The organism is Bacillus sp. P4_E1 (assembly GCF_056401715.1).
This window is the reverse complement of record NZ_JBFUIV010000003.1, coordinates 1-22,073: the sequence shown is the minus strand read 5'-3', so window position 1 is coordinate 22,073 and position 22,073 is coordinate 1. Positions and strand designations below refer to the sequence as shown.

24 protein-coding genes, 8 tRNA genes and 4 riboswitches are annotated in these 22,073 nt (G+C 36.7%); of the genes, 3 read left to right on the top strand and 29 right to left on the bottom strand.

Features of this window, described 5'->3' with window-relative positions; genetic code table 11:
• Nucleotides 1–103: 103 nt before the first annotated feature.
• Nucleotides 104–544, bottom strand: coding sequence for a MarR family transcriptional regulator (locus AC1DS7_RS04465; protein ID WP_369811978.1), 441 nt, complete (start codon nucleotides 542–544; stop codon nucleotides 104–106).
• A gap of 161 nt (nucleotides 545–705) precedes the next feature.
• Here AC1DS7_RS04465 and AC1DS7_RS04460 point away from each other — a divergent pair, with 161 nt between their 5' ends.
• Nucleotides 706–1,884 (top strand): MFS transporter, encoded by a 1,179-nt coding sequence (locus AC1DS7_RS04460; RefSeq protein WP_476998796.1) that lies wholly within the window; start codon nucleotides 706–708, stop codon nucleotides 1,882–1,884.
• A 19-nt stretch (nucleotides 1,885–1,903) separates the two neighbouring features.
• Here the strand turns inward: AC1DS7_RS04460 and kdpDN are convergent, their stop codons facing one another.
• The 18 genes from kdpDN to tenA form a co-directional block, all read right to left on the bottom strand.
• Nucleotides 1,904–3,058: a KdpD-like non-kinase potassium sensor gene (kdpDN, locus tag AC1DS7_RS04455; RefSeq protein WP_154214139.1), complete on the bottom strand. Its 1,155-nt coding sequence runs from the start codon at nucleotides 3,056–3,058 to the stop codon at nucleotides 1,904–1,906.
• A 56-nt stretch (nucleotides 3,059–3,114) separates the two neighbouring features.
• Nucleotides 3,115–3,696, bottom strand: a complete 582-nt coding sequence (kdpC, locus tag AC1DS7_RS04450; RefSeq protein WP_016101775.1) for a K(+)-transporting ATPase subunit C — start codon at nucleotides 3,694–3,696, stop codon at nucleotides 3,115–3,117.
• 18 nt (nucleotides 3,697–3,714) lie between these two features.
• Nucleotides 3,715–5,805, bottom strand: coding sequence for a potassium-transporting ATPase subunit KdpB (kdpB, locus tag AC1DS7_RS04445; RefSeq protein WP_002140441.1), 2,091 nt, complete (start codon nucleotides 5,803–5,805; stop codon nucleotides 3,715–3,717).
• Nucleotides 5,806–5,818: 13 nt separating this feature from the next.
• The gene (gene kdpA, locus AC1DS7_RS04440; protein WP_016101778.1) at nucleotides 5,819–7,486 is read right to left on the bottom strand and encodes a potassium-transporting ATPase subunit KdpA; all 1,668 of its coding nucleotides are present in this window, start codon (nucleotides 7,484–7,486) and stop codon (nucleotides 5,819–5,821) included.
• A gap of 19 nt (nucleotides 7,487–7,505) precedes the next feature.
• The gene (gene kdpF, locus AC1DS7_RS04435; RefSeq protein ID WP_223153441.1) at nucleotides 7,506–7,583 is read right to left on the bottom strand and encodes a K(+)-transporting ATPase subunit F; all 78 of its coding nucleotides are present in this window, start codon (nucleotides 7,581–7,583) and stop codon (nucleotides 7,506–7,508) included.
• Nucleotides 7,583–7,687 carry a SipW-dependent-type signal peptide-containing protein gene (locus AC1DS7_RS04430; RefSeq protein ID WP_000887888.1) on the bottom strand — a complete coding sequence of 35 codons (105 nt, stop codon included), beginning with the start codon at nucleotides 7,685–7,687 and terminating at the stop codon, nucleotides 7,583–7,585. The genes kdpF and AC1DS7_RS04430 overlap by 1 nt, the downstream gene beginning before the upstream one ends.
• A gap of 95 nt (nucleotides 7,688–7,782) precedes the next feature.
• Nucleotides 7,783–7,928: riboswitch (cyclic di-AMP (ydaO/yuaA leader) on the bottom strand.
• Nucleotides 7,929–8,190: 262 nt separating this feature from the next.
• Complete coding sequence (locus AC1DS7_RS04425; RefSeq protein WP_016101779.1) at nucleotides 8,191–8,421, bottom strand: hypothetical protein; 231 nt, start codon at nucleotides 8,419–8,421, stop codon at nucleotides 8,191–8,193.
• Nucleotides 8,422–8,437: 16 nt separating this feature from the next.
• Nucleotides 8,438–8,824, bottom strand: coding sequence for a hypothetical protein (locus tag AC1DS7_RS04420; RefSeq protein ID WP_016101780.1), 387 nt, complete (start codon nucleotides 8,822–8,824; stop codon nucleotides 8,438–8,440).
• Between the two features lie 93 nt (nucleotides 8,825–8,917).
• Nucleotides 8,918–9,065, bottom strand: a riboswitch (cyclic di-AMP (ydaO/yuaA leader).
• Nucleotides 9,066–9,150: 85 nt separating this feature from the next.
• Entirely contained in the window at nucleotides 9,151–9,963 is an 813-nt protein-coding gene (gene thiD, locus AC1DS7_RS04415; RefSeq protein ID WP_016101781.1) for a bifunctional hydroxymethylpyrimidine kinase/phosphomethylpyrimidine kinase, read from the bottom strand.
• A gap of 15 nt (nucleotides 9,964–9,978) precedes the next feature.
• Entirely contained in the window at nucleotides 9,979–10,998 is a 1,020-nt protein-coding gene (locus AC1DS7_RS04410; RefSeq protein ID WP_016101782.1) for a thiazole biosynthesis adenylyltransferase ThiF, read from the bottom strand.
• The gene (thiG, locus tag AC1DS7_RS04405) at nucleotides 10,991–11,761 is read right to left on the bottom strand and encodes a thiazole synthase (RefSeq protein ID WP_016101783.1); all 771 of its coding nucleotides are present in this window, start codon (nucleotides 11,759–11,761) and stop codon (nucleotides 10,991–10,993) included. The genes AC1DS7_RS04410 and thiG overlap by 8 nt, the downstream gene beginning before the upstream one ends.
• A gap of 2 nt (nucleotides 11,762–11,763) precedes the next feature.
• The gene (gene thiS / locus AC1DS7_RS04400; RefSeq protein ID WP_002010653.1) at nucleotides 11,764–11,967 is read right to left on the bottom strand and encodes a sulfur carrier protein ThiS; all 204 of its coding nucleotides are present in this window, start codon (nucleotides 11,965–11,967) and stop codon (nucleotides 11,764–11,766) included.
• 15 nt (nucleotides 11,968–11,982) lie between these two features.
• Complete coding sequence (gene thiO / locus AC1DS7_RS04395; RefSeq protein ID WP_016101784.1) at nucleotides 11,983–13,092, bottom strand: glycine oxidase ThiO; 1,110 nt, start codon at nucleotides 13,090–13,092, stop codon at nucleotides 11,983–11,985.
• On the bottom strand, nucleotides 13,085–13,705 hold the full coding sequence (gene tenI, locus AC1DS7_RS04390) for a thiazole tautomerase TenI (protein ID WP_016101785.1): 621 nt from the start codon (nucleotides 13,703–13,705) through the stop codon (nucleotides 13,085–13,087). Before tenI ends, thiO begins: the two co-directional genes overlap by 8 nt.
• A gap of 10 nt (nucleotides 13,706–13,715) precedes the next feature.
• Nucleotides 13,716–14,717: an ABC transporter substrate-binding protein gene (locus tag AC1DS7_RS04385; protein ID WP_002140427.1), complete on the bottom strand. Its 1,002-nt coding sequence runs from the start codon at nucleotides 14,715–14,717 to the stop codon at nucleotides 13,716–13,718.
• Entirely contained in the window at nucleotides 14,714–15,466 is a 753-nt protein-coding gene (locus AC1DS7_RS04380) for an ABC transporter permease (RefSeq protein WP_033708337.1), read from the bottom strand. Before AC1DS7_RS04380 ends, AC1DS7_RS04385 begins: the two co-directional genes overlap by 4 nt.
• Nucleotides 15,466–16,215 (bottom strand): ABC transporter ATP-binding protein, encoded by a 750-nt coding sequence (locus AC1DS7_RS04375; RefSeq protein WP_215588731.1) that lies wholly within the window; start codon nucleotides 16,213–16,215, stop codon nucleotides 15,466–15,468. Before AC1DS7_RS04375 ends, AC1DS7_RS04380 begins: the two co-directional genes overlap by 1 nt.
• Nucleotides 16,184–16,879 carry a thiaminase II gene (tenA, locus tag AC1DS7_RS04370; RefSeq protein ID WP_061675219.1) on the bottom strand — a complete coding sequence of 232 codons (696 nt, stop codon included), beginning with the start codon at nucleotides 16,877–16,879 and terminating at the stop codon, nucleotides 16,184–16,186. The genes AC1DS7_RS04375 and tenA overlap by 32 nt, the downstream gene beginning before the upstream one ends.
• An 89-nt stretch (nucleotides 16,880–16,968) precedes the next feature.
• Nucleotides 16,969–17,072, bottom strand: a riboswitch (TPP riboswitch).
• 60 nt (nucleotides 17,073–17,132) lie between these two features.
• Nucleotides 17,133–17,245, bottom strand: a riboswitch (TPP riboswitch).
• A gap of 259 nt (nucleotides 17,246–17,504) precedes the next feature.
• On the opposite strand from tenA, the gene AC1DS7_RS04365 reads away from it, so the two are divergent.
• Nucleotides 17,505–18,665 (top strand): SH3 domain-containing protein, encoded by a 1,161-nt coding sequence (locus AC1DS7_RS04365; protein WP_002029853.1) that lies wholly within the window; start codon nucleotides 17,505–17,507, stop codon nucleotides 18,663–18,665.
• A gap of 5 nt (nucleotides 18,666–18,670) precedes the next feature.
• Nucleotides 18,671–19,003 (top strand): hypothetical protein, encoded by a 333-nt coding sequence (locus AC1DS7_RS04360; RefSeq protein ID WP_002010638.1) that lies wholly within the window; start codon nucleotides 18,671–18,673, stop codon nucleotides 19,001–19,003.
• Between the two features lie 241 nt (nucleotides 19,004–19,244).
• Here AC1DS7_RS04360 and AC1DS7_RS04355 read toward each other — a convergent pair whose 3' ends face one another.
• From AC1DS7_RS04355 to AC1DS7_RS04310, 10 genes are all read right to left on the bottom strand, one after another.
• The gene (locus AC1DS7_RS04355) at nucleotides 19,245–20,396 is read right to left on the bottom strand and encodes a DUF3965 domain-containing protein (RefSeq protein WP_002188350.1); all 1,152 of its coding nucleotides are present in this window, start codon (nucleotides 20,394–20,396) and stop codon (nucleotides 19,245–19,247) included.
• Nucleotides 20,397–20,819: 423 nt separating this feature from the next.
• Nucleotides 20,820–21,239 (bottom strand): CBS domain-containing protein, encoded by a 420-nt coding sequence (locus tag AC1DS7_RS04350; protein WP_002010634.1) that lies wholly within the window; start codon nucleotides 21,237–21,239, stop codon nucleotides 20,820–20,822.
• A gap of 131 nt (nucleotides 21,240–21,370) precedes the next feature.
• A tRNA-Glu gene (locus tag AC1DS7_RS04345) sits at nucleotides 21,371–21,442 on the bottom strand.
• Between the two features lies 1 nt (nucleotide 21,443).
• Nucleotides 21,444–21,518: transfer RNA gene (locus AC1DS7_RS04340), tRNA-Asn, on the bottom strand.
• 7 nt (nucleotides 21,519–21,525) lie between these two features.
• A tRNA-Ile gene (locus tag AC1DS7_RS04335) sits at nucleotides 21,526–21,602 on the bottom strand.
• Between the two features lie 10 nt (nucleotides 21,603–21,612).
• Nucleotides 21,613–21,683, bottom strand: a tRNA-Trp gene (locus AC1DS7_RS04330).
• A gap of 3 nt (nucleotides 21,684–21,686) precedes the next feature.
• Nucleotides 21,687–21,762 (bottom strand) — tRNA-Thr (locus AC1DS7_RS04325).
• Between the two features lie 20 nt (nucleotides 21,763–21,782).
• Nucleotides 21,783–21,858, bottom strand: a tRNA-Phe gene (locus tag AC1DS7_RS04320).
• Nucleotides 21,859–21,867: 9 nt separating this feature from the next.
• Nucleotides 21,868–21,943, bottom strand: a tRNA-Asp gene (locus AC1DS7_RS04315).
• Nucleotides 21,944–21,945: 2 nt separating this feature from the next.
• Nucleotides 21,946–22,022 (bottom strand) — tRNA-Met (locus AC1DS7_RS04310).
• Nucleotides 22,023–22,073 lie beyond the last annotated feature (51 nt).

Here is a 22,073-nt window from a genome sequence, read left to right as displayed (position 1 = left end):
ACTCTTTAATTATTCACTATGTTAAGTATCTTTTTCTATTATATATGAGTTCTTTCAGAAATTATATTGAAAAGGCTTGAAATGGAGGGGTTTTTTCTTCCAATTATATTTCCAAATGACCAGAGACATCCTTTATAAACCTTTGAATAAAATCTTGCTCTTCTTTCGTATATCCATCTAAAAGTAACAGCCACTTTTCTTCAGCTTGTTTATGCAATTTTTCATGAGCTTTATATATTTCATTTCCTCTTTCCGTTAAGCGGAAGAAAATTTCTTTTTGATTATCTAACATTTGCATTTTCTCAACGAATTGCTTTTGAAACAACTTTGTACAAATTTTAGAGATTGCGCCTTTCGTCATTCCCATTTCTGTTGCAATAGCAGTTACATTCATCAGACCATTTTTTCCGATACACTCGATAACATGTAACTCAGATAAAGACATACCGCTTACACCTGTCTCACGAAGAAACTTATCATTATTTCCTTTCAACTGCTCTTCTTTTTTATGAAAAAGTGTACGAATATCCGAAAGTATTTCCATTTGTTTCGCTGTACGTTCCAATCCGTCCGCCTCCTAAGTTTCCAAAGAAACAATTTAACTATATACCATTTTAAAATCATTTCCCCATCTTTACAAGTGAGAAAATCATGTTAAAATGAATTTAGTTTCCAAGGAAACTAAATAACAAGGAGGTTAGCATTATGGAAAAAACCAAACTGAATTTCATTTTATATGTTGTCTGTACGAGTGCCTTACTCGGTTCCTTCTCTCAAAATATTTACACACCGATCTTACCGATGATTCAAAATTCGTTTCATACTTCTCTTTATCTTGTAAATTTAACAGTTTCACTTTTCACATTCGTTCTTGCGGTTATGCAGCTCATATACGGACCTTTAATTGATACAAAGGGAAGAAAATCTGTCCTTATCCCTAGTTTAATCATTAGTACAATCGGCTCAATTGGTTGTGCTTTCTCACCAAATATTTACTTATTTCTATTTTTTAGAGCTGTTCAAGCTATAGGAATAGCGGCTATACCTGTAGTTGCAGCAACGATTATCGGTGATTTATTTGAAGGAAAAGAACGCGGAGAAGCGATGAGCCTTTATCAAATGTTACTTGCTCTCGCACCTGCAATCGGTCCTCTCATAGGTGGCTATCTCGGCAGTATAAATGGCCACTTATCTGTATTTCTTTTTTTATCTACAATTGGCATCATCTTATTAATTATAAACATTTCACTACTTCCAGAAACAAAACCAAATGTAATTGAGAAACCTAAAGCAAAAAAGAATTACTGGCTTATCTTAAAAAATAAAACTGGATTTTCCATTACACTTATTGGCTTTATTCAATTTTGTATATATTTCTGTTTCCTCGTTTTTTTACCTAGCATATTAACAAATATATTTCATCTAAGCGCAAGCGAAGTTGGTCTTATGTTTGTACCGATGTCCCTTTCTCTTATGTTAGGAAGCTATTGCTACAAATTTTTGCAAAAACATTTCACAACAAAGCAGGCTTTATTCATCACTAGTTTCTTCAACATTATATGTGTCACTTTATTCTCTTTCACATATAGCATCAATATCCCATCCGTAATTATCGTTACCTCTTTATACGGTTTTAGTATGGGACTTTCTATGCCGACTCACACTACTTTATTAACGGAAGAATTCGTACAAGAACGCGCAACTGCCATCGGTATGTACAACTTCATTCGCTATCTTGGTATGGGTACAGGGCCTATTGTAGGTGGGTTTCTTTTATTTAATCAAAATTACTTTTGGATTTTCTTCCTAGGGGCAATTATATTTCTACTTATAGTTTTACACGCAATGAAAATGCTACATTCCCATGCTGCACAAAGAGCTTAAGAGACCTATAGATGGTCTCTTAAGCTCTTTGATCAGCAACGATATGAATATCAATATACTTCGTTTGTCTCATAATTTCATTTACAATAGAACCTTTTCGTATTTCTTCCCACCGTGTTCTCGCCGATTGCCCGAGTAAAACTTGTGTCACCTGTAGTCTTTTTGCAACTTCAATAATAACATCAGCGGGCTTTCTTCCCTTTGCTTCTTCTAATACAAAGCTCGCATCAAATTGATTCGTTAGCGATTTCCATTCTTCAATCGTTTGCTTTTTGCCTGCTGAAATAGAATCTATATTTTCTCTTTCAACGTTTAACACATACAATTCAGCATTTAGCCGATCAGCCATGCGCCAACCTCTCCGTATTAATTTCTCTGCTGTTGAACTGTATTGTACACAAACGAGAATTTTTTCTTTCACACCTATCGGTTCTATTACTGTTTGGCTAATTTTCTCATCCATATCATCTGCAACTTCTCGAAGTGATAACTCTCTTAATGCCCCTAAATTATTTATCGTAAAGAAGTTTTGTAAGCTTTGCTCTATTTTTTCTTCCTTATATATCTTTCCATCTATTAATCTCTTCCGGAGTACCTCAGGTGTTGCATCAACAAGCTGAATTTCATTTGCTTTTTGTAAAATAAAGTCTGGAATACGCTCTCGTACTTTGACATTCGTAATTTGAGCTACAATATCATGAACGCTTTCTAAATGTTGAATATTAAACGCTGATAATACAGATATACCGGCATCTAACAATTCCTGCACATCCATGTAACGTTTCTTATTTTTCGACCCGGGAATATTACTATGCGCAAGTTCATCCACAACAACAATTTGTGGTGCCCGCTTTATAATTCCTTCTACATCAAGTTCATAAAATACTTTCCCTTTATAATCTATTTCTTTTAAAGAAACTTTTTCTAAATCAGCAATTGCTTCTTCCGTCTCTTTTCTACCGTGTGTTTCAATTAAACCAACTACAATATCAATACCGTCTTTTTTCATCTCTCTTGCATCAAATAGCATTTTATAACTTTTCCCAACTCCAGGTGCAGCCCCTACGTATAGCTTTAGCTTTCCGCGATTTTGCTGCCGAATATATTCTAAATACTCTTCTGGCGTTCGCCTTTGAAACGTCGGTTTATAGTCATCCGCATACAAAACACTCACAACCTTTCTTTCGAAACAACGCTACCTCAATCCATTAGATTGAGGTAGCACTGTTACTATTTCATTAATTTCTGCAATTCTAAATTTAGCTTTAAGACGTTTACACGATCCTCTCCAAATAAACCAAGTGCAGCTCCTTCTGTTTGATCCTTAATCAATTGATCTAGCTTTTCTTTCGGAATATTCGTTAATTTTGAGATGCGATCTACCTGTACGGAAGCCGCCTTCGGACTAATGTCAGGATCAAGCCCTGAACCTGAATTCGTCACTAAATCTATCGGTACTTCTGTAACTGGAACGGCCCGGTTTTGTTTCTTCCAGTCATCAATACTTTTCTCAACTCGTTTTGCTAAATCTGGATTAGACGGTGCATAGTTATTTGAACCAGATGCTTCTGCTTTATATTCTATACTAGAGACACGTCCATGAAAATAACGTGGATCTGTGAAATTTTGACCGATTAATTTTGAACCAACTACTTCATCTTTATCATTATATATAAGACTTCCATCCGCATTATCCTTCATTACCGCTTGCGCAATACCAGTTACAATAAGCGGGTATACGAGGCCGCACAAAACTAGAAATGTAAAAGTAATACGAATAATTGGTGAAAGTATACTTTGTTTTTTCGCCATCTTTTTTTCCCCTCTTCCTTATATGAACAAGCCGACAATCATATCAATTACTTTAATTCCAATGAATGGAACGATAACTCCACCAAGCCCATAAATGAGTAAGTTTCGGCTAAGTAGTGCATTCGAACTCATCGGTTTATATGCGATACCTTTCATCGCTAGAGGAATAAGTAACGGAATAATAACCGCATTAAATATTAATGCTGATAAGATTGCTGAAAGCGGTGATGTTAATTTCATAATGTTTAATGCTTCCATTTGCGGAATCGCAAGTGTAAACATTGCTGGAATGATTGCAAAGTATTTTGCAATATCGTTCGCAATACTAAACGTCGTTAACGCACCACGTGTCATTAACAATTGCTTACCGATTCCTACAACCTCAATAATTTTCGTTGGATTCGAATCTAAATCAATCATATTTGCTGCTTCTTTCGCAGCTGTCGTCCCACTATTCATTGCTAATCCAACGTCAGCCTGTGCTAATGCCGGAGCATCATTTGTACCATCACCTGTCATCGCTACAAGTTTCCCTTTATCTTGCTCTGCTTTAATAACTGCAATTTTATCTTCTGGTTTACACTCAGCAACGAATTCATCTACCCCTGCTTCTTTTGCAATTGTTGCTGCTGTTAATGGGTTATCCCCTGTACACATAACCGTTTTAATCCCCATTTGGCGCAATTGTTCAAAACGCTCACGCATACCAGGTTTTACTGTATCCTTTAAATAAATTAAACCGTAAATACGATCATCCACTGCAACTAAAAGTGGTGTTCCGCCTTCTTTTGAAATTAAATCTGCTTTTTGATTCACATCTTTCGGAATCGTTCCGCCTTGTGATTGAACCCATTCAATAACGGCACCGACAGCACCTTTTCTCACTTTCGTTCCATCCTGTAAATCAACACCGCTCATTCTTGTTTCTGCTTTAAATGGAACAAATTCACCTTGTTCTGCAATTTCTCTATTATATGATATAGATTTCGTTTGTACATATTCTATAACAGATCGACCTTCTGGTGTTTCATCTAAAACTGAGCTAATCGCAGCCCATTTTCCTACTTGCTCAATCGTTTCATTTCCTACTGGTAGCAGTGTATGTGCCATCCGGTTCCCGAAAGTAATCGTACCTGTTTTATCTAAAATAATTGTATTAATATCACCCGCAGCTTCTACTGCTTTCCCTGACATCGCTAATACATTAAACTTTGTTACGCGGTCCATCCCAGCAATACCAATTGCTGATAATAACCCACCAATTGTCGTTGGAATTAAACAAACTAACAATGCTACAAGTACAGCTGTATCAATTTGAAACCCTAAATAGTTTGTAAAAATCGGCAACGTCACAACGACGATTAAGAAAATTAGAGTTAAACTCGTTAATACTGTATTTAAGGCAATTTCATTCGGCGTTTTTTGACGCGCAGCTCCTTCTACTAAAGAAATCATTTTATCAATAAATGATTCGCCAGGATTACTCGTAATTACAATCGTAATCTCATCACTTACGACCATCGTACCGCCTGTCACTGAACAAAAATCGCCACCCGCCTCTTTTATTACAGGAGCTGATTCCCCTGTAATTGCAGATTCATCGACAGACGCTAAACCTTTAATCACTTCACCATCATTTGGAATCATTTCTCCTTGTTTTACAATAACAACGTCACCTTTTCTCAGATCAGTTGCTGAAACTTGAACAATATCTCCATTTTCTTTTACAACATTTGCAAACACATCTTTCTTCGATTGTTTTAAAGAATCGGCTTGCGCTTTACCACGCCCTTCAGCTAAAGCTTCTGCAAAGTTAGCAAATAAAACTGTAAATAATAGAATGAGAGAAACTGTTATATTAAACCACCCTGGTACACTACTAGAACTACTTGGAAGAAAGGATAAAATTAACGTAATGATAAATCCAATTTCCACAACGAACATAATCGGATTCTTTATCATTACTTTCGGATTCAATTTCGCAAAGGATTGTTTCATTGCATGTGTCACGATATCACGATCCATCGTTTTTGCTTGTCTAACCTCATCTTCTACAGCATGTATTTGTGATTCATTTACTCTTTTTTCTTTTACTACTACCGGTCTCATCATTTACCCTCCATTACTTCAATGTAAGAAATTCTGCAATTGGGCCAAGTACTAACATCGGGAAGAATGTTAACGCACCAACAATTACAATTGTTCCGATAAAGATCCCTCCAAATAAACCATTATCCGTACGGAATGTCCCGACTGTTTCTGGTACTACCGTCTTCTCTTTCAGTGAAGCTGCAACAGCTAGCATCGTAATTAAACTGAAATAGCGTCCTAAAAACATAACTAAACCAGTCGTAATATTCCAAAACGGTGTATTGTCTGCTAAACCTTCAAATCCAGATCCGTTATTCGCAGCTGACGATGTGTACTCATATACAACTTGCGTTAAACCGTGGAAACCTGAATGAGAAATTGCATCCGTTCCTAAGCTTGTTGAAAGAGCTAATGCTGAAAACCCTAAAATAAGCAATGGATGAAATAAAATCGTTACCGCAATCAATTTCATTTCCTTACCTTCAATTTTCTTACCTAAAAACTCCGGTGTCCGTCCAACCATTAACCCAGATATAAAGACTGCAATAATTGCATACATAATAATGTTCACAAAACCTGCTCCAACACCGCCGTATACTGTATTTAACATCATATTTACGAGTGGAACTAGACCACCAATTGGTGTTAACGTATCATGCATCGTATTAACGGCCCCTGTTTCAGCAGCTGTCGTTACTGTTGCGTATAGTGAAGAAAATACTGTTCCAAATCGCACTTCTTTTCCTTCTGTACTTCCTTGTACATGTTCGATACCCATTCCATTTAATGCCGGATTACCATTTAATTCAGATGTAGTAATCGTTATAAATCCGAGTAAAAACACCATGAATAGTGAAACGAAAAGGATACGACCTTGTTTTTTATTTCCTACCATTCGTCCGTACGTAAATGGAAGTGCTGTTGGCAATAACATCATAAGCATCATTTGCAAAATATTACTCATTTGCCCTGGATTTTCGAAAGGATGTGTAGAGTTTGCTCCGAAAAATCCACCGCCGTTATTTCCGAGTTCCTTAATGGACACGAATGATGCAACAGGCCCACGTAATATACTTTGCTTTGCCCCATCGATTGTTTGTGCTGTAACTGCCCCGTCTAACGTTTGTGGTACACCAAGTGCGACAAAGATTAGCGCTGCAACAAACGCAATAGGAAGAAATACTCTCGTTAAAGCTCTCGTAAAATCAACGAAAAAGTTACCAAGTTCTTTTCCAGCGAGTCCTCTTATAAATGCCATAACGAGCGCTAACGTCGTTGCTGGTGCTGCAAACATTAAAAATGTAATCCCGATTAATTGTGATAAATAAGACAAACCATTTTCACCGCTATAATGCTGTAAATTTGTATCAGCCATAAAACTAATTGCTGTATTAAAAGCAAGCGTAGGCTCCATTCCCTCGATATGCGCTGGATTTAGCGGCAGCACACCTTGTAATCTGAAAATGAAATATACAACAACAATCATAAATCCGTTGAGTAAAACGAGTGATAATGCGTACTGTTTCCACGTTTGATTGTATTCTTTTACACCCGTAATTTTAAAAATAAGTTTTTCAAAAGGCCCGAATACTTTATCTAGCGTTTTGCTACCTTGAAAAGCTTTTTCTAAATAAATCCCCGTTGGCTTTGCTACTAGAATAAACAAGAGCATTGTAATAACGACTGCAACCCAAATCATAATGAATGATTCCCCCTAATTAAAACTTTTCTGGATTTAATAATGCGTACACTAAGTACACCGTAATCGCTGCAACAATAACCGATAAGACAATCATCATGATTGCTTCCCTTCTTTCACAACTTTATCTGACCAACTTGCAAGACTTGCCATCGATGCGACTAACCCAACAAAAATACCGATCATTACAACATCTAACATAACTACCCCTCGCTTTTTGTTAAAATTTACCATCTAGTTATCAAAAAAAGAACACTAAGCTCTACTTAGTGTTCGAAACGAACAACACAAAGTAAACCTCCTCTCTAAACGCTTACGAGGTTAGCTGTCGGATTCGGGCCTAAAGAGTAGCCCTACTTTCAAAATTGAAAGATTCACCCCAAGTGACAATGCACAAAATTGGTTCCCCCGCTCCATTTCTGGAACTCAGCGATTTTAGGTTTTTTTTGGAAATTTAATGAATGATTTATGAGAGTAAATATACTCCTCTATATTTAACTTGTAAAGGGGTAAATTACTGAAAATAAGAAAATATCCATCTATTTAAGCGTTTACATTAGTTGTTATTAATATTTTTTCATCTGTTTTCTCGTCTTTCCTTTCTTTTTCACAGAAATGATCTTTTAAATACGAAATAAAAAGAGCGAATTACATGAAGTGCATGGCTTGTTGCACTCAGCATTCGCTCTTTTTTCATTCAACCTTTATTCTCCACGCAAAAAAGCACGCAAATTTCTCCCTCGAATATAAACTTGTGATAATTCCGCATGTAACTGCTCATATTCGGTAATATCCGCCTCTAAATACAAAACATCTTTTGATGGTAATATAATATATGGACCTGGAAAAAGAGGATCGAGCACTACCAATTCGTGAACTCTCTCTACCGATATCGCCCAACGATTCGCTATATCTCCTAGTAACAACACTTTCATCTTCATTTCCCCCGCCCTATTCAAAAAATAAAAAAGAAATATTATCACAGTTCGTAAACACTACAAATTTAGCTCCAATTGTTTCATAGAGCCTGGCCGGATAGCGTTTATTCTTTGTAACAACAGTAATAGGCGCTTGAAAAGAAAAACGAATGTGTTCTGTGAAGAAACTAACTATCGGAAGCTCATCCCCTAGTAAAATCACCTTCTTAATACGTGTGCTAATACTAGTAAAATCCTTCTCCTTATTACAGCTATAAGCTGATTCAAACCCATACTCTCTAACTTCATCCGCTATCTCTTCATTGGCTGTAAAAATAATTAACTCATGCTGAAATGCTACTAGCTCTCTTAAACTCTTTACCTTGTTTTTTTCTCCAACACAAATAAGTGTTAGTTCCATGTACCTCATCCTCCTTAGCATAAAAGAACTCAAACATAGATTGATATTCTCCTATACTAATCAGACCGATGAAGTGATGTATCCATCATGGCACCGTCCTCTCTCAAGACGCTTACGAAGTTAGCTGTCGGATTCGGACTTTGAGAGTAGCCCTACTTTCAACATTGAAAGATTCACCCCTAGTGACGACGCACAAATTGGTTCCTCCGCTCCATACATTTGGACTCAGCGTATTACAAAAAATGTATTCTGGCTGATATATTACTCCTGTATTTTGAAAAAGTAAACACAAAAAAAGCCAGTTAACAAACTGGCTTCTCGTATCTTTATACATGCGTCTTATTCAATTTATATGCAAAATGATTCGTCGGCCCATGACCACTTCCAATATTCAATGGCTCTTCAATTGCTATACTAATAAATCGTTTTGCTTCTTGAACTGCCTCTTCCATCAAGTAGCCTTTCGCAAGTCCTGCTGTAACCGCTGAAGCAAATGTACACCCACTTCCGTGCGTTTGCTTCGAAGGAATTCGTTCACTTCTAAATTCAATAAACTGCTCACCATCAAAGAGTAAATCAATTACTTCATTACCTTGATATTCTGCATGTCCGCCCTTCATAAGCACATATTTAGCCCCTGATTCATGCAATACTTTTGCAGCTTCCTTACTATCTTCTACATTATGAATCTCCATTCCAGTTAACACTTCTGCTTCAGGAACATTCGGTGTGACAACAGTTGCTACTGGCAATAAATATTCTTTTAATGCTTGTACTGCTTCTTGTTGTAATAATGACGCACCGCCTTTAGCAATCATAACAGGATCTAGCACAATATTATTCCAGCCAAATTTCTTAATATGCTCTGCCACAATTTGAATAATTTCACTACTAAATAACATTCCCAGTTTTACAGCATCTGGCGTTAAATCCGTACCAATTGAATGCAGCTGCTCCGTAATCCCTTCTAAAGAAACAGGATATACCCCTTGAACGCCAAGCGTATTTTGAGCAGTAATTGCTGTAATAGCCGTCATTCCGTACACACCAAGCTCTTGGAAAGTTTTTAAATCTGCTTGAATTCCAGCGCCGCCTCCGCTATCAGATCCTGCAATCGTTAAAGCTTTATTCACTTTCATTCCACTCATCCTTTTCTACCCAAAATAGCGATGATAAATTGTTTTCGCTTCACTTATATCTTTCGTTCCATGTACAAGGACACGGCCATCTTTAAAAGCAACTAATCTCTTTTCTTCAACCGAAAATGATAATAAATATGGATTTACATTTAAATCAGTCACACGATCATTCAACAATTTTTTATATTGTTCAAAATCCATTTCCTCTTTATAAGGTGGTCTAATTTGAACTGTATTTCTCCCGCATAACACTGCTGTTTTTGAAGTGTTTTCCTTATTTAAATATGGATATACTGCTTGTTCACCACACGATAGACAATTATGTTTACGAAGCTTTCGCACATTCATACATGAATATTCATTTTTCCATACATCAAATGATACAAGCCCATCTCGAAGCGAGTCATAATCTTCTACTAACAGTTTAAGTGTTTCCGTTACTTGATGAGAAACGACAAGAGATACAGCAGGTGATATAATACCCGCCGTATCACATGTCGCTCCGCCAAGTGGAATCGATTGTAATAAACAAGATAAACATGGCGTTTTTCCTGGAAGAATAGTATAAGAAAGACCGTAACTTCCTACACATGCCCCATAAACCCATGGAATAGAATATTTTTGCGATATATCATTCACGATGAAACGTGTTTCGAAATTGTCAGTCGCATCGATGATTACATCAACATTTGTAACGAGTTCTTCTAACTCTTCAGCCGTTACATCCTGAACGAGAGCTTCTACTCTTACTTCACTATTAACCTCTTCTAGACGTTTTTTTGCCGCTACAGCCTTCGGAAGATTATTCTCTACATCACTCTCTGCATACAATTGTTGTCTTTGCAAATTACTCCAATCTACATAATCGCGGTCAACAATTGTTACCTTACCAACGCCTGCCCTTACAAACATCTCTGCATTTGCACTACCTAATGCACCTGCACCGATAATAAGTATATGCTTTTCTCCTAGCTTTTGTTGCCCTTCTTCCCCAATTGGAGAAAATAGTTCTTGGCGAGAATATCGATTATTCAACTACGCTCATTCCTTCTAAAGGACTACTTGCTGTCGCGCAGCGCTTGCGTGCAATACGACCTGCTTCAAACCCTAAACGACCTGCCTCAATACTTAATTTCATTGCTTGTGCCATCTTAATAGGATCTTTTGCTCCCGACACAGCTGTATTCAATAACACACCATCCGCTCCTAATTCCATCGCAAATGCCGCATCAGCTGGGCTACCAATACCTGCGTCAACGATAACTGGTACTGTCGCTTGTTCAATAATAAAGCTTAAATTTAATGGATTTACAATACCAAGTCCTGATCCGATGGGTGATGCTCCTGGCATAATCGCATGCACGCCAAGTTCTTGTAGTTTGCGTGCTAATACAACATCATCAGATGTGTAAGGAAGAACGATAAATCCTTCTTCTAGTAACATTTCAGATGCCTTTAACGTTTCTACTGGATCAGGTAATAACGTTCTATCATCACCAATAACTTCTACTTTTATCATGTCACAAAGTCCAGAAGCTTTTGCTAATTTTGCAATACGAACAGCTTCTTCAGCATTTTTTGCTCCTGCTGTATTCGGTAATAACGTATATTTTTTCACATCAAGTTTCTCTAATAAATTAGGCTGCTTCGCATCAAATATATCCATACGACGTACTGCGAATGTTAAAATCTCAGCCTCAGAAACATTAATTGCCTTTTGCTGCACATCAAAATCAGGGAATTTCCCTGTTCCTAATAAAAGTCTAGAATGAAATGAAAATTGTCCAATGTTTAACATAATCAACCGCCTCCTACGAAAGTTACAATCTCAATTTGGTCCCCATCAAAAACAGATGTATCGTTATGATCATCTTTTTGTAAAATATCTTTATTACGTTCTACTACAACAATTCTGTTATCTAACTCTAAATGTGTAAGTAGCCCAGCTACTGTTTTTATACTCTCTGGTACTTCAATTTGGTTACCATTAATTTTTAAATTCAAACTTCCATCCCCTTTCTAAACCGTTTTAGAAAGCAATGAATCTAGCAAGTGATTCTCCTGCTTTCCTTCTATTAAATCAGCCATATACTGACCAGAAACAGGACTTAATAAAATGCCGTTTCGATAATGGCCCGTACAAGCATATAAACCTTTTATTTCTTCATGCTCTCCCATATAAGGAGCTTCATTATTAGACTGCGGTCTTAACCCAGCCCACGTACTTTCCCATTCTGCTTCTTTTAAAGCAGGCAATATTGTGTAGGCACGCTCTAATATGGAAGTAATACTTTCTGGTTGTACAGACTTATTAAACGTATGAGGCTTCATTGTTGCCCCAATTACGTAACGGCCACCACGTTTCGGTGTAATATAAAAACGTTCTTGGAAAATAGGAGCTTTCAAGAGCTGTTTCTTGCTTCTTACTGCAACAACTTCACCCTTCACAGGATACGTGCCCCAATCACTATGGAAATAATGTAGTAATTTCGTACTCCATGAGCCTCCAGCGATAACGACTTTTTCACATGTGATTACACCTTCACTCGTAACAATTCCAGTCACTTTATTATTTTCAATACGAATATCAAACACTTCTGTTTGTTCATATATATCAGCACCGGAAATTGCTGCAGAATGTGCGAATGCTTTCGTAAGCTCTGGTGCAATAACTTGACCATCTTTCGGATAATATACCGCCCCTATAATTGACTCGGAAAGAAACGGCTCTTTTTCCCGTAAATGGTCCCCCGTTAGAAATCGGGAATCTTCACCTGTTTTCTGCTGCCAATCCATAATATGAAGAATTCTTTTCTTCTCATCTTCATTTTGAGCGATGCGATAAATGCCCTTTTCTTCATACCCAATATCGATGCCTGTTTTTTCACGTAAAACTGCTGCAAGTTGTGGAAATATAGCACGGCTTTCTCTAGCAAGCTCAAACAACGGATCATATGCATCCCATTCTGCCTGAACACCGAGCAAACCAGCAGCTGCTTTCGAAGCTTCAGATGCGATTCTTTGCTTCTCTACAATCGCTACTTTATGCCCTCTTTCTGCTAGAAAGTGTGCAACTGAACTACCAATTACACCTCCGCCAATAATCGCTACATCATACTTCTTACACATGTTTTTCCGCCCACTTTCTTATTGATTCCTTATAAGATTTCGCCTTGCTATACGGATTACTACTGCTTATAATCCCGGACATAACAGCAATGCCACTTACACCATTTGCAAGAACATCACCTGTATTTTCAGGGGTAATCCCACCAATTGCAGTTATTGGTATGGATAAACAACTTGCCATATGAGCAATTTCTTCTAATCCTCTCGCTGGCACACCTTTTTTACAATCTGTCGGAAATACATGACCATAAACGAGTGAATCTGCCCCATTTTTAAATGCTACTATCGCTTCATCTAGCGAATGTACTGAATAACCGACATGCAAATAAGAAAACTTTTCTTTTACTAACCTTACATCTGCGCTTCGATATCCTAGCTGAACACGCGGAATATTTAATAGAATAGCAATATCAATTCGATCATTTATCACTATCTTCGATGCTGGAAAGCCTTTCCCCAAAAGACTTTCCACACCTTCATACAATTCCTTCGTACTTTTCTCACGCTCACGAATATGCAAATAATCGATCTCACTCTCAATTTGCATCGCTACATTCACTAACTCTTCGAATGGCATATGGCCATTTGAGATTACATGGAGCTCATTTTTCATATTCATTCGCCTACTTTAAAATGTTTTCAAATAATTCATCGGCTGGAACGATTTCTTTCGTCATTCCTTTGTCTTTCAACCATTTGTTTTGTTTCTCCCATGACTCTTTTGAATCCGATAAGAATGGCTCATCTTTCGTTTCCATCTTCTCTAATAAAATTTTCATACTTTCTTTTTCAACTTCTGGTACAAGCGGGAAGTTTTCTTTTTCTTGATGATCTAATAAAATATTTAATGCTTCATCGGGTTTTTTCTTCATAAAGTCATACCCTTTTTGTGCCCCACGTAAAAAGGCTTGCAATGCTTCTTTATCTTTTTTCAACGTTTTATCACCCGTTACAAACACAAGCTCATGATAGTTCGGTACACCATAATCTGCTGGATTAAAGTATGCTGGTTCATGACCTTCATGACGCATAACAGGTACTTCATGGTTAATGTATGCCCCTGTTACCGCATCCACTTTTTTCGTAATTAATGCTGGTACTAAATCAAAGCCAACATCGACTACTTTCACTGTATCTGGATTACCACCAGCTTCTTTTACCATCGTTTTTAAATACATCTCACTTAAAGGTGTTCCAGAATATCCAACTGTTTTCCCCTCTAAATCTTTTGGCGATTGAATGCCTGCTGACTTCAGTGATACAACATGATTTAACGGTGAACGTACGACAGCTCCAATTGATTTCACTGGAATTTGTTCATTTGCTTTTGCCATGACAACATCTGGTTGATAATACAAACCAACTGTCACTTTCCCTGCTGCCGCTAGCGTTAATGGATCAGTCGGATTAGAAGGGAATTTAATATTCACCTTGACTCCTTCTTCTTTAAAGTATCCTTTTTCAATTGCCGTATAAATAAAGCTATGTACCGCATTCGGGTACCAATCAAGCATTACTGTTATTTCTTTTTCTGATTTATTCTTATCTGATGCCGAGTTACTCGAACATCCTGCAATCATTGCAACTAATAATGTAAACACAAAGATGCGTTTTAATAATTTCATGAATGTTTCCTCCAACTAATAAATTTCTTTTCCAATATGGAAATAAGTATGACGAAGAAAATAGCTAATAATGATAACAATACAATGGGTGCAAATACACCAGCTCCGTCTAACTGCGTCATCATTCTTTTACTGAAATATCCAAGCCCAGCTTGTGCACCGAGCCATTCTCCAATTGCTGCACCAATCACACTAAGCGGAACTGCAATTTTTAACGCTGAGAAAAAGTAAGGAAGAGCAGATGGCAACTTTAGCTTTAGAAAAATATCTTTTTTCGTTGCACCATATGTAACTAATAGCTCCTCCCATTCTTTTTTCGTACTGCGCAGTCCATCATACGTATTGACCGCAATTGGGAAAAACGTAATTAAAACGGTAACAACAACCTTACTCCAGATGGTATATCCAAACCATAAAACGAAGAGCGGCGCAAGCGCAGTAATCGGGATTGTTTGTGAAGCAACTAATAACGGATAAAATGCTCTTTCCATCCACGTACTCGCATTCATTAACATTGCTAGCCCTACGCCCAGTACGATAGAAATAACAACGCCTATTAAAACGACGTACAACGTTGCAGGTAAATGAACCGTAAATAATATATCTTTCAGCGCCCATATCTTCATTACAATTGCAGAAGGTGATGGCAAAATGTACATTTCATCTACAATTCTTGCTCCTACTTCCCACAGAGCAAGTAAAATTCCACTTAATATTAGGGCAGGTAATAACTCCTTCAAGCGATTCATCATACGAGTACCTGCCTTTGTAACATACTAAGGAGCTCTTCTTTAAGCGCTAACACTTCAGGCTTATATAAATCTTTTCTTGTTCGGTTACGATCAAGCGGCACAATTCGCTCAGTTAAAGTTGCTATCGGTTGATTTTCTACAACCAAAATTCGATTAGAAAGAAACAATGCTTCTTCAACATCATGAGTGATAAATAAAATTGTTTTTTCCCACTCTTTCCATTGTTCAAACAACCATTCTTGCAAAGATGCCTTCGTTAAAGCGTCCAATGCGCTAAACGGTTCATCTAACAATAATATCTCCCCGCCTGTTAATAAAGTTCGGATAAAAGATACGCGTTGCCTCATACCACCAGATAAATCTTTCGGATATTTTTTCTCGTACCCTTGTAAACCAAATTTATGTAACAGTTCTTTCACTTTTACTTGCGCTTCTTTCTTTTGCACACCTTGGCACTCTAGCGGCAGGGCAGCATTCTCAATAATCGTCCTCCACGGCAAGAGCATATCTTTTTGGGGCATATACCCTACAGGATGACTCTTTGTTTTTGTCAGCTCTATCTGTCCAGTACTTGCCTCTTCTAAGCCTGTAATAAGGCGAAATAAAGTACTTTTCCCACATCCACTCGGCCCGATAATACTTACAAACTCTTTATCTTGTATAGAAGCATTTAATTCATTGATGATTGGTTTCTCATCATAATGAAAGGAAACATTATGAAACTGTAGTATGTTCTTGCTCCTCAAAACCCCACATCTCCTTACGATAAGCCATATCCCAGAATAAATATTCAAATCGGCTGGAATATAAGAAAATCTCCTCTAATCGGTCTAGCTCTTTCTCTGACTTTCCAACTGCCATTTCATTTAATAAATCTATTAACCAAATACAAAGGTTACCGTATTCTTCAGAACTATATCCTTGAATCCACTCTCCAAAGAACTCATGATCGCTTGCTCCAGGAATATCATTTAAACGCTTTCCAATCTCCCAATAGCTCCACATACATGGAAGTAAAGCTGATATTAATTCTGCAAGTGTGCCATTTTGAGATACAGACATCATGTAATTTGTATAGGCTAAATTTTTAGCAGATGGTTTCGCAGATTCTATCTCCTCTACAGTAATGCCAAGTTTGTTTGCATACTGTTTATGGATCGTCATTTCTCCATTTAAAATCCCATCAATTTGCTCTGCAAATTTTGCCATAACTTGTGGATTCGTTGCCTTTACAACCCCAATTGCATATAGCTTTGCATAATCTAACAAATATAAATAATCTTGAATAATATAGTACTGGAATTTGTCTTTTTCCAACGTACCATCCCCCATACCTACTACAAACGGATGATTATGACTTTTCTCCCAAACAGGCTGCACCGTATCAAATAATCTTTCACAAAATTTCATTAATAATTCCCCTTCCTATATATCTATTTATCTCAATAAAAAAACCACTTCTGTATATAAGAAGTGGTTACAGCAAATAAAATTATAATTTATTCGTTGTTCCACTTCCCTTCGCTAGTATTATCTAGATCAGGTGTTGTAAGGGTTAAGGATTATTCCTCTCTCAGCACGAAAAGCACCCCTAGTGGTGTTAATATGAAATTTTCAAATAAAAAAGCCCCGTTTCTATACGCAAAGAAACGGGGACTCATTGTTAATGTCCGAATTGCTTCCCTACGCTAGCATAATCTAGATCAGGTAATAAAAAGGATCAAAGGCTTATGGCCCTACTCTCAGCTGGCAACACCAGCCCTCCTAGCAAACTATAAAATTATCACTGTCAGTATAACATCGCCATAAGACATCATCAACTGTTTTAATTTTCTTAATTAAGAATCAATTCTTAACATGTTAAACAAATATAAATGCGACCTCACAAATGATATATACAATATTTATATACGAATCTCTCTTCTGACATTATTTTTATTGATTTCATATTACATTTATGTGAATACGACCAATATATTATATCTTTATACTATAATAAAATTACAACTATACAACTAGAGGAGGTCTTTATTACATGAATATGAAAGCCACAGCTTTAACAGCAACTACTATCGCAATTGCTTCTTTACTTCCTTCTATGGGAGAATCCGATATACAAACAGCGGCTGCTAAGCAACCATCTACAGTAAAAACTGGATATGTAAAAATTGACAACGTTGCACTACATCAAAATAGCCATACAGACAGTGCAATAGTTGATACCATTCGATTTAATAGCCCGGTTACTATTCTTGAAACAGTTCAAGATTGGTATAAAGTATCTGTTAACAACAAAACAGGCTATATGAAAAAAGATGCAATTCTATTCAAAAAAAATGTTCAACCAAAGTCTCAATATATCGTAAATGCAAACGCATTAAACGTTCGTTCTGAACCTAATACAGAGTCTTCTATTCTAGATATATTACCAAATGGTCAATTCATTACCATTCAAGGTGAACAAGGAGATTGGTACAAAATATTACATAACGGTCAAATTGGTTACGTACAAAAAACATTTGTATCTAATGGATCCACACCTCTAGTAAAAGGTGTAACAGTACAAGGTTCTCCTTCTTATACTGTTGCAACACCAAAATTAAATGTACGTAGCAATGCTAGCACAAGTGGCACTCTACTTGGCTCATTACAAAATGGTACACAAGTACAAGTAGTAGAAACGGTAGGTACTTGGTATAAAATTCGTTTTGGCACAGGATACGGATATGTAGCAAAACACTATGTAGTGCAAAATCAAAATCAAGCACAAGCTAAAACAGCTCAACCTGCATCAATTCCAGCAGTTTTCAAATTCCCTACTCAAGGGAAAATCAGCTCCACTTTTGATATGCGCTGGGAGCAAATGCATTATGGTATAGATATAGCAGCACAAGGAAATGTCTCTATTCAAGCTGCTGCTGCAGGTAAGGTTGTGAAATCTTATTATTCGGCTAGCTACGGCAATGTCGTGTTCATCGCCCATCAAATAAATGGGAAATTATATACAACAGTTTATGCTCATATGAAGGATCGCACTGTACAAGCTGGTGATCAAGTACAAACTGGACAATTAGTAGGTCATATGGGAAACACAGGTCATTCATACGGGCAACATCTCCATTTTGAATTACATAATGGGGAATGGAATTTTGAAAAAACAAATGCAGTAAACCCACTGCCATATTTAGTTAGGTAAATTATATGCCACGCAATATACCTCTCTTTATTGAATACCTGGCCTTTTTAGGTTTAATCTGTTGTTTAATCATTTATAATACGAACACTGTATTTTTATCTATTATTATTGCTTTTGTTGCTTTAGAAATCATTATGGAAGCATTACAAATGCGGCTAAAACAAAAAATTGCCCATATTTATAATGTAATTTTTCTTTTAAGTGCTCTTATAACAAATATAATTAGTAATGGTTTTTATTTATCTACCGTACTTCCTGTATTCTTTATAGGTGTTTTATTATTCATAGCTAGATACGTTCATGTTCCTAATAACCAAAAACATGAACAAGAAGCTTAGAAAGAGGAGACACTGTGTACCAATCTTTCAAAGATAATCCAATGAAATATATATTGAATTTATATGAAAAAATGAATACTTTTTTTGGTATACAAGGAAGTTATACTGCACAATTTCTCCTTTATGGAATGTTATTTCTTATCTTAGTTACTTTCTCCTTGCTTTACTAACAAAAAAAGGATCTCACATAAACTTGAGATCCTTTTTAATTTATATTAATTTTTAATATGTAAAATATGGTTTATCCACAAGCATATTTTTCATAAATGAAACTAAGATTATATTTTTTCTCTAAGCTCATTCTTTGTTCATCGTCGCACCAATAGAAAAGAATATCATGAATCGTTGCATAACGCTTATTTTTAAGAAATAGTTTAAAGAATGATGGTAAACAATCATGTAATTGTATAAATATATAATTGCGTAGTATTTCTTCTTTGTATTCAATTCCCTTACAAATATAAAGTAATTCTTCACAATAATATGCATGCTGTGGAACTTGGATCATTTCGAAAAATGGTACATATGATAGTAGCTTTCCAATAAAATGACCATACCGATCCATTACCCCTATCGTCATATGCTCCATCATTTCTTTCATCACATATAAATAATCATCTACATGAGTTGTCTTTAAAGGGTCTAATCGATCGGAAATTTGTGAAAGTACAGCTCTTTGACAAGCTAAAACTGCTTGACTAGGTCCATAATATGATAGGAAGTCTGTACACTTACGATACTTTCGTAATAAGTCATGTGTATATAAATCATACACAAAAGTATTACAATACATTGCCAGACTCATCATATCACTATTTAATTTCTCTTTTGACAGTGTTTTCGCTCGCTTACACATATAAAAGAATGTAAATTCCAATACTTCTTTATGAGATAATAGATGTTTGCAATCTGTTATACATTTCTCACTAAATTTAACTCGATCCCAAATTTCTACATCCTCAGCTGTTAATTCACCAATACGATATTTAATAATTAAATAGTTTAAAGCAACTGCTTTCGTCAAAAGATCCCATGTTTCATACTCCAATGAAGTTCGGACAAATTCATCTAGCCCTTGGGTTATCATAAAAGCATTTGCCTCTTCATACCAACCAATCTCTTGACATAAACGAAGAATACGTACTAGAGTTGGAATTTCATCTTTATGAAACTGCGGTAAATTCTTTACTTTATTCATGCCATATACGATAAATGGCGCTAAATTTTCTTCTTTATAAAATTCTTTTTCTTTCCATACTAATATAGTTCGCTCTTTCCCTTCACCTTTTGGATGACAAGGTACAAGCAAAGAAAATAACTCAGCGAAATTATTTGGTTCTATATATGTATCTGTAACCAAATTCCAATTTGGATCGCCCTGTACAGCCCTCATATAATTCCCCTTCCCTTTTTATCCCGCTATTTGCGGGCAGTAAGACTCCCACCTCAAAATTCTGCGAATGCGAGGAAGTTAGGTGGGAGATAAAACTGCCCATAAAAGCCCGATTGGTTCAACTAATAATTATTGGGGGATGGACACCCCCCAATAATTAAAGTTTCACTTTATCTACGTAGGAAATATTAATTCATTATTACATCATTAACAACGAATATTGTTATATTCAAAATCTATAATAACACTTATATCTCTCAGTATATCATTTTTTCTCTTATTAAAAATTAGGAATGACAAATTTAAAAAAACTGTCAAAAATATTGACTCTATACTTATTATATAATGTCTCAGATACATCACGCTAACATATTAGTTTAATCCGTATATACTAGAATAATGTATCTGATCTTTATACATAATTTATTCCATATGCTCTGAGATTTCACTTAAAGCAAACCCTGCTTGATCATCTGCTGATTTTCTTATAGCTAAATCACCTAGTGCTAGCATCCCAACAAGTTGACCGCTCTCAACAACCGGTAACCGTCTAATTTGATATTGTGCCATTAATTCTGTAGCTTTTTCAATAGAATCGTCTGGAGAAACTGAAACAATGTTTGTTGTCATTACATTTGTAATTTGATTAGATCCAGGATGTTTTTCAGCAATCCCACGAACAACTAAGTCTCGATCAGTAACAAGCCCAACAACTTGTTTATTTTCAATAACAGGAATCAATCCAACCGATTCTTCCTTCATTTTTACAGCTGCCTCATATACATTGTCTAATGGTGTACAATGTACGATATGAGTACTCATAAGTTCTCTAACTTGCGTCATTTTTCATCTCCTCCTTTTAATACATACCATAGCTTTTCCTAAATCCCTTTATTTATTTCAGGAAAATAAGGTGATAAAAAGAGGCTTATACATAATAAAAAAGAGTCAGCAATATGCTGACTCTTTTTTTATGACCCGTACGGGATTCGAACCCGTGTTACCGCCGTGAAAGGGCGGTGTCTTAACCACTTGACCAACGGGCCATGGCTCCGCAGGTAGGACTCGAACCTACGACCGATCGGTTAACAGCCGATAGCTCTACCACTGAGCTACTGCGGAATATATATGGTGGGCCTAAATGGACTCGAACCATCGACCTCACGCTTATCAGGCGTGCGCTCTAACCAGCTGAGCTATAGGCCCATATACTTTACAGGGGCAGTAGGAATTGAACCCACACTGGAGGTTTTGGAGACCTCAGTTCTACCTTTAAACTATGCCCCTAAATGGTGCCGGCTAGAGGACTTGAACCCCCAACCTACTGATTACAAGTCAGTTGCTCTACCAATTGAGCTAAGCCGGCATAAAAAAAAAACAAAAAAATGGTGGCTCGGGACGGAATCGAACCGCCGACACGAGGATTTTCAGTCCTCTGCTCTACCGACTGAGCTACCGAGCCAACATAAAATGGCGGTCCCGACCGGGGTCGAACCGGCGATCTCCTGCGTGACAGGCAGGCATGTTAACCACTACACCACGGGACCATTGGTTGCGGGGACAGGATTTGAACCTGCGACCTTCGGATTATGAGCCCGACGAGCTACCGTACTGCTCCACCCCGCGACGATATTATGTTTTAAAAATAAATGGAGGAGGTAGAGGGATTCGAACCCC